This is a genomic window from Thalassoroseus sp., assembly GCF_984380535.1.
In genome coordinates this window covers 50,412-63,201 of sequence record NZ_CFHRBF010000006.1, presented here as the reverse complement: position 1 = coordinate 63,201, position 12,790 = coordinate 50,412, and the positions used below count along the sequence as shown (strand labels likewise).

Annotated in this window: 12 protein-coding genes; 6 read left to right on the top strand and 6 right to left on the bottom strand. The window is 54.5% G+C overall.

Going from position 1 to position 12,790, the window contains the following annotated elements:
• Positions 1 to 42: 42 nt before the first annotated feature.
• Entirely contained in the window at positions 43 to 1,368 is a 1,326-nt protein-coding gene (locus tag AC5DDB_RS09510) for a bifunctional folylpolyglutamate synthase/dihydrofolate synthase (protein ID WP_491739480.1), read from the top strand.
• Positions 1,369 to 1,508: 140 nt separating this feature from the next.
• Here the strand turns inward: AC5DDB_RS09510 and AC5DDB_RS09505 are convergent, their stop codons facing one another.
• Positions 1,509 to 1,973, bottom strand: coding sequence for a hypothetical protein (locus AC5DDB_RS09505; RefSeq protein ID WP_491739479.1), 465 nt, complete (start codon positions 1,971 to 1,973; stop codon positions 1,509 to 1,511).
• A 173-nt stretch (positions 1,974 to 2,146) separates the two neighbouring features.
• Here AC5DDB_RS09505 and mazG point away from each other — a divergent pair, with 173 nt between their 5' ends.
• The 3 genes from mazG to AC5DDB_RS09490 all read left to right on the top strand — a co-directional run bounded on the left by mazG (position 2,147) and on the right by AC5DDB_RS09490 (position 5,129).
• Positions 2,147 to 3,064, top strand: coding sequence for a nucleoside triphosphate pyrophosphohydrolase (mazG, locus tag AC5DDB_RS09500; protein ID WP_491739478.1), 918 nt, complete (start codon positions 2,147 to 2,149; stop codon positions 3,062 to 3,064).
• Positions 3,065 to 3,159: 95 nt separating this feature from the next.
• Positions 3,160 to 3,849 (top strand): sigma-70 family RNA polymerase sigma factor, encoded by a 690-nt coding sequence (locus AC5DDB_RS09495; RefSeq protein WP_491739477.1) that lies wholly within the window; start codon positions 3,160 to 3,162, stop codon positions 3,847 to 3,849.
• Positions 3,846 to 5,129: a serine/threonine protein kinase gene (locus AC5DDB_RS09490; RefSeq protein ID WP_491739476.1), complete on the top strand. Its 1,284-nt coding sequence runs from the start codon at positions 3,846 to 3,848 to the stop codon at positions 5,127 to 5,129. The genes AC5DDB_RS09495 and AC5DDB_RS09490 overlap by 4 nt, the downstream gene beginning before the upstream one ends.
• Before the next feature lie 59 nt (positions 5,130 to 5,188).
• Here AC5DDB_RS09490 and AC5DDB_RS09485 read toward each other — a convergent pair whose 3' ends face one another.
• The 3 genes from AC5DDB_RS09485 to AC5DDB_RS09475 form a co-directional block, all read right to left on the bottom strand.
• Positions 5,189 to 6,088 carry a DUF1559 domain-containing protein gene (locus AC5DDB_RS09485; RefSeq protein WP_491739475.1) on the bottom strand — a complete coding sequence of 300 codons (900 nt, stop codon included), beginning with the start codon at positions 6,086 to 6,088 and terminating at the stop codon, positions 5,189 to 5,191.
• 64 nt (positions 6,089 to 6,152) lie between these two features.
• Positions 6,153 to 6,611, bottom strand: a complete 459-nt coding sequence (locus tag AC5DDB_RS09480) for a carboxypeptidase-like regulatory domain-containing protein (RefSeq protein ID WP_491739474.1) — start codon at positions 6,609 to 6,611, stop codon at positions 6,153 to 6,155.
• Positions 6,612 to 6,908: 297 nt separating this feature from the next.
• On the bottom strand, positions 6,909 to 7,217 hold the full coding sequence (locus tag AC5DDB_RS09475; protein ID WP_491739473.1) for a hypothetical protein: 309 nt from the start codon (positions 7,215 to 7,217) through the stop codon (positions 6,909 to 6,911).
• Between the two features lie 467 nt (positions 7,218 to 7,684).
• Between AC5DDB_RS09475 and AC5DDB_RS09470 the strand changes: the two genes are divergently transcribed.
• Both AC5DDB_RS09470 and AC5DDB_RS09465 read left to right on the top strand, forming a co-directional pair.
• Entirely contained in the window at positions 7,685 to 8,743 is a 1,059-nt protein-coding gene (locus AC5DDB_RS09470; RefSeq protein ID WP_491739472.1) for an Ldh family oxidoreductase, read from the top strand.
• A gap of 143 nt (positions 8,744 to 8,886) precedes the next feature.
• On the top strand, positions 8,887 to 9,174 hold the full coding sequence (locus tag AC5DDB_RS09465) for a hypothetical protein (protein WP_491739471.1): 288 nt from the start codon (positions 8,887 to 8,889) through the stop codon (positions 9,172 to 9,174).
• A 25-nt stretch (positions 9,175 to 9,199) separates the two neighbouring features.
• Here AC5DDB_RS09465 and AC5DDB_RS09460 read toward each other — a convergent pair whose 3' ends face one another.
• Together AC5DDB_RS09460 and AC5DDB_RS09455 are read right to left on the bottom strand one after the other, a co-directional pair.
• Positions 9,200 to 10,933: a serine/threonine protein kinase gene (locus AC5DDB_RS09460; RefSeq protein ID WP_491739470.1), complete on the bottom strand. Its 1,734-nt coding sequence runs from the start codon at positions 10,931 to 10,933 to the stop codon at positions 9,200 to 9,202.
• A gap of 181 nt (positions 10,934 to 11,114) precedes the next feature.
• On the bottom strand, positions 11,115 to 12,572 hold the full coding sequence (locus tag AC5DDB_RS09455) for a DUF1501 domain-containing protein (RefSeq protein WP_491739469.1): 1,458 nt from the start codon (positions 12,570 to 12,572) through the stop codon (positions 11,115 to 11,117).
• Positions 12,573 to 12,790: the final 218 nt, after the last annotated feature.

Genomic DNA, 12,790 nt, shown 5'->3' with positions numbered 1-12,790 from the left:
TCACCCCGGCAACCGTGCCGGGGTTTCTCATTAGAGCGGACGATGACGATTCAAACGGATCAGGATGTTGCCGAGTTCCTGGCATCCCGAATCAACTTGGAGCAATCCCGTGGATCGTCGCACATCAAACGGGGCTACAAACTCGAACGCATGCGGGCTTTGTTGGAGCGGCTGGGAAATCCGCAAAAGCGTTTGAGATCGGTACACATTGCCGGCACGAAAGGCAAAGGATCGACGGCGGCGATGACCGCTTCGATTCTGCGAGCCGTCGGGTTGTCCGTCGGGTTGTTTACGTCGCCGCACATCACACGATTCGAAGAACGCATTGCCGTCAACGGAAATCCCATTCCATCGACGTCGGTGATCGCACTCCTCCAACAAATTGCGACAGCGGAAGAATCGCCCGAATTCGCCGATCAATTCGGCCACGCCACTTACTTCGAGGTGCTAACAGCATTGGGGTGGTTGCACTTCGAGGCGTGTGCCGTTGATGTGGTCGTGCTCGAAGTTGGCCTCGGGGGTCGATTGGATTCCACGAATATCTGCAGCTCCGTCGTCACTGCGATCACTTCGATCAGCCGCGATCATACGGAACTTCTGGGCAACTCGCTCGAGGAGATCGCCGCCGAGAAAGGTGGCATTATTAAGACGAACGTACCATGCGTCATCGGCCCGCTTCCTGATAACGCAAGAACAGTGATCGAGGAGATCTGCCGGAAGCAGTCCGCGACACTGATCGATACGTCTTCGATCACATCGGCCACCGGTGCCGGTTGTTTCGACCTGACCACACCGAATTGTCAGTACGGAGAATTAACGGTTGGACTTCACGGTGCCCACCAGAGGAACAACGCAATCATCGCAGTAGCGATCGCCGAGACGTTGAATCAAAACGGCATTCCCGTGTCCGCCAACGCTATTCGTGACGGGCTTCGCACGGTGCAGTGGCCATTGCGGTGCGAAGTCTTTCGGACGAACCCCACTGTGCTCCTCGATGCCGCTCACAACTGGGCATCAGCGGGGGTCTTGGTCGACACACTCCGACAGTTCCCCGCCGAGCGTCGGTTTTTGATCTTTGCTTCAAGTGGCGATAAAGATTTCGAAGGTATCCTGCGACGTCTGGTACCGCATTTCGATGGCATTGTGCTCGCCCGATACAATGCGAACCGCCGCAGCTGTGATCCCCACATGCTCGCCGGGCACCTGCGACGATTCACCGATCAACCGGTGCATTGCTGCGACACCGTTCGCGATGCATGGTCAAACGTGGAAGCTTGGTGCACGAACCGGGATTTGATCTGCTGCACCGGTTCGTTCTTTGTTGCCGCGGAATTGCGAGCGATTCTTGCGGACGCCCCCAGCCACTGACGGCACTCATAACGGCGTGTGCCACGGCTCTGAGAGCCGTGTTTTCCAGGCTTTTCGCTCATCACGGCTCACAGAGCCGTGGCACACCGAGTCATGATCACTAATCCAATTTCCTGCCGTACGCACGAAAGTGGCAACTCTCAATCTGTTGTTGAGTCAGCGTCGGCTTTTTGAATCTTACCGAACAGGTGACCGCCGACTTTTCCGTGTTGCCAGGTTCCGGCGTAGCGATCCTCGTAAAACAACACGCGGGACGTGAAGGTGCCCAAGCCGGGAATCGTGAGATCGGTCAGCGAGACCATCGGCGTATCGCCGGCCCACAGGACTTTGACCGTGATCGGTACTTTCAAGTCGTTTTTGCCGTACTTGATTCGGGCTGTGAAAATCCAATAGTCATCGCGGAGTTTCTCCACACTGTCGATTTCATATCGTTCCGCTTTGGGTGCCTGATCTTCTTTGCCGTCGATCGTGAATAAACCGATCAACACTGTGCCCGCCATCCGTTCGGAAAACTGTTTTTCCAACTCGGCTTGCGATGGTTCGGCGGCGAAAACACTGCTCGCGGCCAGACACAACACACTCAACATCAGACTCAAGTATTTCATCGCGTGTCCTTTCGGTTGATCAAATCCAGACCGGCCTCATCGATATTGTAACGTCCGCCACTCGGGACACAATCCGCGGGGAACCCGTTGTTTGACCGGCTCGGCCTGCCCGACCTATATTGGTGACCGTTCCAAGCATCCGCGAAACCGACTCCGCCGGGAAATGATTTGTCGTGAACGACCGCCCCAACCCCAGCGACATGGGCCAACCACCTGTCGCCGATCGACTGCAACCTGCGTTTCAAAAGTTTTGCGAAGTGGTCGCTCGATTGCGGGCCCCCGACGGTTGTCCGTGGGATCGCGAACAAACGCTGGAAACCATCAAGCCGTACACGCTCGAAGAAACCTACGAATTGCTCGAAGCGATCGACAGCGGCGATGATGCTTCGATCGTCGAAGAGTTGGGCGACGTTTTACTTCAAGTCGTGTTGGACGCCCAAGTCGCGGCGGATGAAAAACGCTTCGATATTGTGGACGTGATCGAAGTCATTACCGCAAAAATGATCCGCCGTCATCCCCATGTGTTCGGCGAAGTCGATACAGATGACAAAATGGAAATCGCGCGGAATTGGGAACGGATCAAACAGTCTGAGAAGCCGCGAGAGTCGATCCTCGATGGCATCCCGCTCGATTTGCCGCAACTGGCTCGTGCTGCTCGCATTTCGAAGAAGGCCGCCCGTGTCGGGTACGACTTCCCGCAGCGAGAGATGTTGTTCGACAAACTGACTGAAGAAATCGACGAACTCGCTGCAGAACTCTTTGCCGATCAAGACGGAAAGATTCCTCACGTCCCGGCCGCGGTGGAAACGCCGATTGTCGATGACGAGCCGATCGCCGATCCCGCGCGAAAAGCTCGAATCGAAAGCGAGTTAGGTGATGTGTTGTTCGTGCTTGCGAATATTGCCCGACGTTGGGGAATCAATCCCGAAGAGGCGTTGCGAGCCAGCAATCGCAAATTCACGAAGCGGTTCCAACACATCGAACAGGCCGCGAAACAGACCGGACGTTCACTGCATGACATGACTGTAGTCGAAATGGAAGATGCCTATCAGCAGGCAAAACGGCTGGCAAGAGAGACGAAGTCCGGTTGACTTCCGCGATCGCATTGGGAAATGTCTGTAGATAACACTTTTCAGGTCCAGGAAATACGCGTTAAACTGAACCAAACCAACGATAGGCGAAATTCATGTCTGACGCGTCTGCAAACCCTCCTCAAAAAAAATCGGAATCCGCGGGACCGGTTCCGACCGAAGCGGAAACGGGTTTGATCAACCGAGTCATCCGTGGCGACACCGCGGCCCTTGCGGAATTGTTTTCGATGTACCGTCCCCGATTGTGGCGAATGGTGCATTTTCGATTGCATCCCCGTTTGCAAGGCCGAGTTGATGCCGACGATGTTCTTCAAGACGCTTGGATGAAAGCCGTCGATCGGATCGACCATTTCTTGCGAGACGCATCACGATCGTGTTTCATTTGGTTCCGGATGATCGTCAGCCAAACGATGATCGAACTTCACCGTCGGCACCTGGGCGCCGATAAACGCAGTGCTTCCCGAGAAGTCTCGATTCATGGCGGCTGGGGTGCGGATTCCACGTCGTCGGCTCTCGCGTTTCACTTGCTTGGTTCATTTTCTTCGCCGAGCAATGCCGCGTTGCGGGCGGAACGAGCGAAACAACTCGATGCCGCCTTACAAACACTCAGCGATATCGACCGTGAAGTTCTCGCGCTTCGGCACTTCGAGGAACTCAGTAATCGCGAGACAGCACTCGTTTTGGGAATGTCGGAACAAGCCGCCAGTGCACGATATATTCGGGCACTTGGCCGACTGAAAGTCATTCTGGAAGCGCTCCCAGAGATGGGCAACGAATTCAAATGAGCGAGCCTGCGGAGTTCGACGAAGCCGAACTGGATGGATTCCCCACCTCCATACCGACCGATGCGAATTTCGGTCGCGATTCGCTCGAAATGATCGCCAGCGAATTCTCCGAACGTGCACGAGCCGGGGATGTACCCTCGATCGAGGAATACGTACGGGCACATCCGCATCTCGAAAAGCAGATTCGCGAAATCCTCCCGATGGTGGCCACACTCGAAGGCTGGAAGATTCGCAAAGAATCGGAGTGTCTGAAACGTTTGTTGCCGGAGGAATATTCTCCCGGCCGGTTGGGACGCTACGAAATTCTGCGAGAGTTGGGACGCGGTGGAATGGGCGTCGTGTACGAGGCTCGCGAAGACGGTTCCAAACGGCATGTGGCGCTCAAATTGCTTCCATGGCGATTTGCGAATTCCATGCCGCGTTGGAGCGAGCGATTTCGCCAGGAAGCCGAGACGATCGCCGGGCTCCGTAATCGGAACATCGTGCCGGTCTTCGATTATGCCGAGTCCGATGGTTACATGTTCTACGTCATGCAACTGGTGGAGGGTGTCGATCTCCGCTGGATCATCGATCGACTCGAACACGAATCGGCAGTGGTCTACGCCGAAGAGATTCACCGTCTCGGTCGGCAAACGGAATCACCAACGAAATCCGTGGCGGCGGAACCGTCTCCGTTTCGATCAGGTCGGCGATTGTCGCAGACGTCGTGGACGGGTTTTGCGAAGCTGATCGTGCAAGCAGCCCAGGCGTTGCAGTATGCCCATCAACAGGGGGTGTTGCATAACGATATCAAGCCGAGCAATCTCATGTTGGACGCGAGCGGGCAACTGTTCGTGGCCGACTTTGGCATCGGCGGACATTGGACGGAAGAATTCGAAACCAACGAACCCGCCGCCGGAACGCTGCGTTACATGGCTCCCGAACGCTTACGGAATGAGCCGTTCGATCACCGCAGCGATGTTTATTCCCTCGGGGCGACATTATACGAGTTGGCAAGCCGCCAACCGATCTTCACGCACAAAGACCGAGTGGCATTGGCAACAGCGATTCTTGAAGACTTGCCGGTTCCCGTTGTGAAGATTCAGCCGAATCTCCCGAAACCGTTGGGGGCCGTCATTCACAAAGCGATTGCGAAAAACGCGGAAGAGCGGTATCAATCGGCCGGCGAATTTGCGACTGATCTCCTTCGCTTCATCCACGAGAAGCCCACGGAAGCCAGCATCGAAAACCGGTGGTGGAACCGTTTGCGGAGAGCTATGTCGCGCAAGAAAAAATCGTAGGAAGCGTTCTATCGACACTTCCTACGATTGAATGCTGCTGAACATCTGCGATAACGCGACTACTCGCTAATCACTTCACTACCACTCGTGGTTCCGTAGGCACGCCAGGTGTCGATATTGATATTCTCGGAGATGAAACGTGCCGACCCGTCACACAACACGATTTGCACACCACCTGGGTGTCGGCTCCGGGAGGCGAACATGGTTGGCTCTGTGCTGGTCGAGACTGCACAGGGCAAGTTGATGTTAGGCTGATTGTTGCAGTATCCCGATGTGTAGATTCTATCGGGAATCGTGGAGTTCGGCCCCAAGTAGGTTGTCATGCTGGACGCATCGCCCCACCAAGTGAAGCCCCGCAAGTCAGAGCCTTTCCCTTGAAGCACTTCAGCAACCAGGAGAGTGCTGGAAGTACCGTCGAGGATATCGCTCATTCCGAAGAAACCTTTGCTAAAATCGCCGAACGGGGCACCTCGGAAAGCAACACCGTTCAAGGTCGATTGTTGAGCGTAGCCCGTGTTTCCGTAGTTAGCAGCGTAGTTGTGTGACGTAATGCTTCCGATTGGTGAGTTGACTTGGTCACTCGGGCAGGTGAGTGCAGCAATCCGGTTGTGTGTCACGTTTGTGGTATTTGGAGAATGGGAATATCGCACGTTCGGGTAATCCCAAATCCAAAGATCATACATGTTTCCTTGCTCGATGAACGGTAGCAAGGAGACTTGCCAAGTCCCGTAGCAACATCCCCAACGACCGGCTGGGAACTTCAGGTATGTGTCGTGATAGTTGTGCAGTCCCAACCCAATCTGTTTTAAGTTGTTCTTGCACTGCGTTCGTCGGGCGGCTTCACGGGCCTGTTGAACCGCTGGTAGAAGCAGGGCAATTAGGATCGCAATAATCGCGATCACGACGAGCAATTCGATCAAGGTAAAGCCACGGCTAGATTTCAATCGTCTTGTTGTCATGTCAAACGCATTCCATTCTACTGGGGACAAAAAAAATCGGTGACGAACGTCACTGAAAGATCTGCTACGGAATTTTGAAGTCGAACTTGTTGTCGCCACCGTCTTCGACTTGAATGTACTGTTCGCTGTTCGCGTTCCACTCGGCGGGAATTCGTTCCACCGCTAATTGGCTGGATTCCCCGGGTGCTTCAACGGTTTCGCCGGTCTCGCTTGCACTGGAAATTCGAACACGATACTTGCCGGGCGGTAACCCACGTTCGGCAGGAATTGTGAACTCACCTTCAGTAATTGTGGCTCCCCCGAAAATGGTGGCACCTTCACCGGCAGGTTCAAATGAGATCGAAGCCTTATCGAGCGGCTTGCCTTCAAACTCCGCAGTCCCGGAAATTGCTTGACGGTTAATATCGTCGCCGGAACCTCCGCAACCTGATGACCACGTTAGACACACGACGCTAGCGAGGACTAACCAACGACGCCGATTCATCATCTGGTGCATATTGCTCTCTTGAAAAAGTTGCTGCATTTGTTTGGGCCCTCGTCAAACGAGTTGCCTAAAAAACAGGCGACCTGCCACTGAAATCATCACAAAAATGTCAAATTTTTGGGAAAATGCAACTTAAAGATTAGAAGCCATGAATATGGCAAAATTGATGCCAAAGCGAATCCGTCCAGAAAAAGTGAATTCACTTATCTATCTTTTAATCAATTGAGCGGTAGTATTCAAGCATCTAAGCCCATGATTTTTGGAAACTTGTCTAAGTTGTCGATCAAGACCCGTTCGTGATCACGAGATTGGCAACGGCAGGCTGAGAAATGGTCGTTATGCAGCACCGGCAAGTTGGGTGTCGTCGAGAAACAGCCGACTTCGCACACGTTCTTTCCGGTAGCGTTCGCCCTTGGCGTCGTAGAAGTAAATGATGTTGTGGTCCGACGCCCAAATCGCCCCCAGACGTACGCTTCGGGGACCTTGAAGAGAGAATTGCAAACCGCACACGCGTCCGCGTCGCATGAGTTGCATTTCACTCATGCGAAATTGGTCGGCGAGTAGGTTTTCCTTCTGGCAGAGAATGTGATGAATGTATGCCCGTAAGTTGTCGAGAGTTCGCACTTCGTCGAGCGTTTCACACATAGAGTCATCCCGTTCAGGAAACTGAATTCCAGATCCGCCGCCGAAAGGCACTGTCGTCGCGTGACGATTCGGCAGCAATTCCAATGCGACGCCGAGGGATATCGTCGCGTTGGCAATCCGGGTTTTGGAAACCTACTGACCGGCGGTGTATTCAGCAGTCGTTGAATCACTCCCACAACCCGCAAAGGTGGCCCTGAAAAGGCCGTAGCTTCGGCGTCTTTGCGCCCTATTGAGGCGAACAACCCGCATCTTCGGTGAAACCGGTCCACTGAACAGCCCCCAAAGGGAAATGCCAAGGGCTCAAATTCAAGCCAACCGCAAACGCCAAGATTGCTATAACCGGTCTAGGTGGATACCGAACGCCGACCACGTTCTGCGGGTTATTGCAGTCACTCAACTTCCGCGGAGAATTCCGGTATATTCAACCGACTGACACACGATTGACGTTCCCTGAATCAGGTCAACACATGCCGATATTTTCCGCTGAAACACTTCGCCAGTTTTCTGAGTCCCTTTTAGAGGCCGGCGGGGCTGAATCTCAAGAAGCTGCCATCGTCGCTGACAGTTTGGTCCAAGCAAATTTGCGAGGCCATGATTCCCACGGTGTTATGCGGCTTCCGTCGTATATCGAACGCGTTCAGAGCGGAGGCATCAAAGCGGGTGCACAGCTGGATGTCGTTCATGAAGCCGCCAGTGCAATTGTTTGCGATGGAAACTGGGGCTTCGGACAGGTTCTTTCTCAAGAACTGACAAAACGCTTGATCGAAAAGGCTCGCGAGACTGGGATTGCATGTGGAACATTACGGCAATCGGCTCATATCGGTCGGCTTGGTGAATATGCCGAGATGGCCGCCGAAGAAGGAATGATTGCAATCGTATGTGCGAACACCCATGGAGCCGCTCAACGCGTCGCACCTGTCGGAGGGAAACGTCCGCGGCTTGGCACGAATCCATTGTGCATCGGCGTTCCGGGCGGCGAGGGCGGACCGTTTGTGCTCGATTTCGGCACCAGTGCCACTGCGGAAGGCAAAGTCCGAGTGAAGCGTATCGGCGGAGCGGAATGCCCACCTGGATGGCTTCTCGATCCCGAGGGCCAACCGACCTGCGACCCCAACAAACTTTATGGTGATCCGCCGGGCACCATCTTGCCAATGGGTGGGGATCAAGCCTACAAAGGTTTTGGGTTGGCCTTCATGATCGAGATGCTCTGCGGCGGGCTATCGGGTGGACAATGTGCATATCCCAAACCGCCGGCACCGGTCGGCAACTGTGCGTTCTTTATTGTGATCGCTCCGCAGACGTTCGGTGAAGCGGGCCATTTGGCTCAGGAAGTTCGGCAACTCGAAGAGTACGTTCGCAGCGTTCCCAAGATCGACGAGTCCGCTACGATCACGCTTCCCGGCGATCCGGAGCGTCGTGTGTTGGCCGAGCGGACAGAGACCGGTATCGCGTTGGATGACGGAAACTGGCAAGCCCTTGTCGATCTGGCGAACTCGCTAGGAGTCGAGGCTCCTGCCGCGACGTAGATCGTTCGACAGTCTTTGATGTCCACAAAGGATGCGAACAGGCATTGGTTTTCCGAACTCCACGAGAGAGAGAAACCACTACGATGCCAAGTAAACTGCGTTAGTCTGGACTGTATTCGCTGCAGATTCCCAAGGAGTCCCACATGACACCAGAGCAACCGCATCCGGAATTAGAGCAGGACATTCGCTTGTATGTTCTGGAGCCGGAAAACTGGCAGGCCCGTGTCAAGCAAGACTGGGAGAAGGAATACTGCTACCAAAAGAACCCCGGTGAAGATTACTTTCACCGGTTGGTTGCAGGGGAGGTGTTCTTTCAGCGGGAAGATGAGCGCTACTGCTTGAACTGTGCATTGCGACGGGGAATTGTCACCTACGACCGCTTGAACTGGCAGCATGGCACGAAAAAGTCCCGCACGAACTTTCCCATTTGATACTCGTGCGGGACTTCGATTTCGCCTACTTCATTTCAATGGTTGCTGCCAACATTTGCTCGGGTGTGAGTTCTCGACCTGGTGAATCCTCGGTCGACCCTGCAAGAGACTCGGCATCGTCGTCGTCAATCTGGCCGTTGCGTGTCCACCAATCGGCGGCCTGGTCTTGTGTCCAAGTCTCGCCCAGTCCACAACTCATCAGGGCAACCCGCAGTTCCCGCACCGATTGAAAACGCTTGGCGGGATCGCGATCGATACATCTTTGCACAATCGATTCGAGCACCTCGGGAATATCGGGATGACTATCCCGCATGCGAGGACGTTCATCGTGCATGTGTGAAAGAATGATTCGCATCGGGCTAGTACCGTTGAACACCGGTCGCCCGGTCAGAAGATGAAACAACGTGGCACCGAGCGAGTAAATATCGCTGCGTTGATCGGTCACGCCATCACTGGTCATCTCTGGAGCACCGAACAACGGAGAACCCACGACGACTCCTTCCAACGTCAGCCGTTCGGATCCTGCAGGCATCTCTGTTTTCTTCACGAGACCGAAGTCGAGCAGCTTGGCCAAATCGTACAAACCGCCACGTTCGGCCGCGAAGATATTTCCAGGTTTGATATCGCGGTGCACAATCCCTTTGCTATGTGCCTCCTCCAACGCCGAGGCCACCTGCCCAACCAAATGCACGGCACGGTTGGCGGGCAACGGTCCATAATGATCGACGATCTCCTGCAAATCCATTCCAGGAAGATATTCCATCACATAGTAGAACGTGCCGTCCTGTGTATGTCCGTAATCGTAAATTTCAACGGTATTCGGGTGCGACAGTTTGGCCGTTGCTTTGACTTCGCTTTCAAACCGCTTGAGTGCCTGGAGGTTTCCGGCTTTCTCCGAGCGGATGAGTTTCAACGCACATCGACGTTTGAGCAGATGATGCTCGGCCAGATAGACCTCGCCCATGCCACCTGAGCCAAGCTTCCGCAAAATTCGATAACTTCCCAACTGCCTGGCATCATAGGCATCTCGCCGAAGTTTCCCGGTGCGGAGTGATCCGTAAAACGAGATCGCTGCACCGATCGAAAGACACAAGATGATCGCCGACAGTCCGCCTTCCTGGAACAGAACCTCACCAACCTTAGGATTTGCAAGCCCGATGCCCAAGGCAGATACAATCCCCAGCAACGCCATCCCGCCGATAACAATCGCGGAACGACGAGTACTGTTAGGAATATAAACGCCGTACAACTGCATCAAAACCATCCAGGGGATCGCCGTCTCAGCGGGAAACGCCGCAGCTGCGGTCTGCAAGCCCACCGTCGGATCACATTGGCACAGATAGTTGTACGTTTTCCAGAGAAAATAGGCGGCGGGCAACATGAACACCGTGACCTCGGCCACGAACAGTTTCTTGTCGCACTCGGAATGTCGTGTTCCGAGAATCCAACTCGTGAAGAAGAGAGTCGCCGCGACTCCAGCCTGGGGAGCCAGCATCAGCCACGATTGTGATTGACTCAAGTCGACGAGGAACATCGCTCGAATCAAGAATCCGAGCATTCCACACGCCAGAATCAACGCCACCAAACGCAACCGTCTGGCCAAAAGACCATGACACTCCCGCCGATAGTTCGCACTGGGATTCGATGCCATTCCGCCTTGCGGACAAAACGCACCGAAAGCGGAACGTGGCAGCATGTCAGACGACACTACGCCAAGATTCGGGGCGGGCACAATTTTGGATGGGGTGGTTTCAGCCATAGTCCAACCGCTCGACAGGAATGATTCCCGAGATTATACCGGGACTGAGTGGCTTCGTGTATGTGCTGTTTCGTACTCAAACCCGGTTTTGGACGAATTCACGGTTTGATTTCTGAACAACTCGCTGATCTCGGGCCGATTTGATCCCCCCGTATCAAGCCGTTACGAATCCAAGCTGACGTTATCCGATCAAATCATGATGGATTCGAGGTTCGTTGCTTGGCCCGATAAGCCGTTGGTTGAGCCCCTGGAATGGCACACTGAAGCGGTGCGGGTCGAGTCCCAACAAGTGCAGAATCGTCGCTTGTAGATCCGGGACGGACATTTTGTTCTCGGTGACAAAGTATCCGAGTTCATCCGTCGCACCGTAGCTGAGGCCGGGTTTCACACCTCCGCCGGCCATCCAGATTGTGAAGCAATGCGGGTGATGATCCCGGCCGAGGAACTTTGAACCGCCACGTTCTTCGTTCATGGCCGTCCGACCGAATTCGCCGCTCCAGATGACTAACGTCTCGTCGAGCAATCCGCGTTGTTTCAAGTCGCCTAATAGCGCCGCAATCGGTTTATCGACCTGCTGACACTTCATCGGCAACTGATTGACGATGTCATCCCCCTTGCCGGTGCCGTGTGTGTCCCAACCCCAGTTGAACAGTTGCACGTACCGCACACCCCGTTCGACCAACCGCCGAGCCAGCAAACACGTATTCGCAAAACTTTCATCGCCGCCAATGCCATACGCCTCTTGAATGTGCTTTGGTTCCTGGGAGACATCCATCGCCTCGGGCACTGCCATTTGCATGCGGTAGGCGAGTTCATATTGACTGATTCGCGTTTGCGTTTCCGGATCGCCGGACCGTTGGTGCTCCAATTCGTTCAGCCGACTTAAAGCGTCCAAACTTCTGCGACGGATATTGCGACTCATGCCCGCCGGGTCGGAGACATACAGAATCGGGTCGCCTTTCGTCCGACACTGCACGCCTTGATATACCGAAGGCAAGAATCCGCTGCCCCATAAACTTTTCCCGCCACTCGGATCGGTCCCGCCGGTCACCATGACAACGAACGCCGGTAGATTTTCACTCTCTGACCCCAACCCGTAAGTGGCCCAAGAACCCAGCGACGCTCCGCCGAATCGTGGCGATCCTGTGTAAAGCAGCAACTGTGCAGGGGCGTGGTTGAATTGATCGGTGTGCATCGAGCGAATCACGCACAGGTCGTCCGCATGTTCGGACAAATTGGGCAGCAATTCGCTCATCCATTGGCCGCTCTCGCCATGTTGCTGGAACTTGTAGGGCATGCCGAGCAACTTCGGCCGTCGCGCGTTTAAGTCAATGAACGGCAAACGCTCCTTCTTGAGGACTTCCAGCAAATCGTCGGGGCAGGGCTGCAGCGTGTGTTCGACGAGTTTTGGTTTGAAGTCGAACAAGTCGTGCTGCGGCGGCGAACCGGCCATGTGCAGATAGATTACGTGCTTCGCTTTCGGGGCGAACATCGGTCGAGGCGTTTGCGTTGCCGATTCCGCCGCAATCGACGAGTTTCCCATCAACCCCGCCAACGCGAGCGCTCCCAAACCGGCTTGCGAATCCCGCAGGAAATGCCGCCGCGTGATGCCTTGCAAATATTCGGAAACAGGATTCATAGCCAGTCCCATTCAGTAGGGTGCGTCGTGACGCACCATAGTTTCGCGTACACAGTGCGGTACGTTTCGTACGATTTCGTATTTGTCGGCGTTAATTCGCTTTTGTCAGCATTAACGGGTGCCACTGCAGGAAATTGCATGTATTAAAGACAATATTACGTAACATTCAACGCGGTTAACACTTGGGTGGCATGCCCACCGTTTGGGGTGGGCATGGG

What these genes read in the sequence shown, in the direction of transcription:
- AC5DDB_RS09490 (WP_491739476.1), top strand. Translation starts at nt 3,846, where the DNA reads ATGAGCGAGCCTGCGGAGTTCGACGAAGCCGAACTGGATGGATTCCCC.
- AC5DDB_RS09505 (WP_491739479.1), bottom strand. Translation starts at nt 1,973, where the DNA reads ATGAAATACTTGAGTCTGATGTTGAGTGTGTTGTGTCTGGCCGCGAGC.
- AC5DDB_RS09480 (WP_491739474.1), bottom strand. Translation starts at nt 6,611, where the DNA reads ATGCAGCAACTTTTTCAAGAGAGCAATATGCACCAGATGATGAATCGG.
- AC5DDB_RS09485 (WP_491739475.1), bottom strand. Translation starts at nt 6,088, where the DNA reads ATGACAACAAGACGATTGAAATCTAGCCGTGGCTTTACCTTGATCGAA.
- AC5DDB_RS09460 (WP_491739470.1), bottom strand. Translation starts at nt 10,933, where the DNA reads ATGGCTGAAACCACCCCATCCAAAATTGTGCCCGCCCCGAATCTTGGC.
- AC5DDB_RS09455 (WP_491739469.1), bottom strand. Translation starts at nt 12,572, where the DNA reads ATGAATCCTGTTTCCGAATATTTGCAAGGCATCACGCGGCGGCATTTC.
- AC5DDB_RS09475 (WP_491739473.1), bottom strand. Translation starts at nt 7,217, where the DNA reads ATGTGTGAAACGCTCGACGAAGTGCGAACTCTCGACAACTTACGGGCA.
- AC5DDB_RS09495 (WP_491739477.1), top strand. Translation starts at nt 3,160, where the DNA reads ATGTCTGACGCGTCTGCAAACCCTCCTCAAAAAAAATCGGAATCCGCG.
- AC5DDB_RS09510 (WP_491739480.1), top strand. Translation starts at nt 43, where the DNA reads ATGACGATTCAAACGGATCAGGATGTTGCCGAGTTCCTGGCATCCCGA.
- AC5DDB_RS09465 (WP_491739471.1), top strand. Translation starts at nt 8,887, where the DNA reads ATGACACCAGAGCAACCGCATCCGGAATTAGAGCAGGACATTCGCTTG.
- AC5DDB_RS09470 (WP_491739472.1), top strand. Translation starts at nt 7,685, where the DNA reads ATGCCGATATTTTCCGCTGAAACACTTCGCCAGTTTTCTGAGTCCCTT.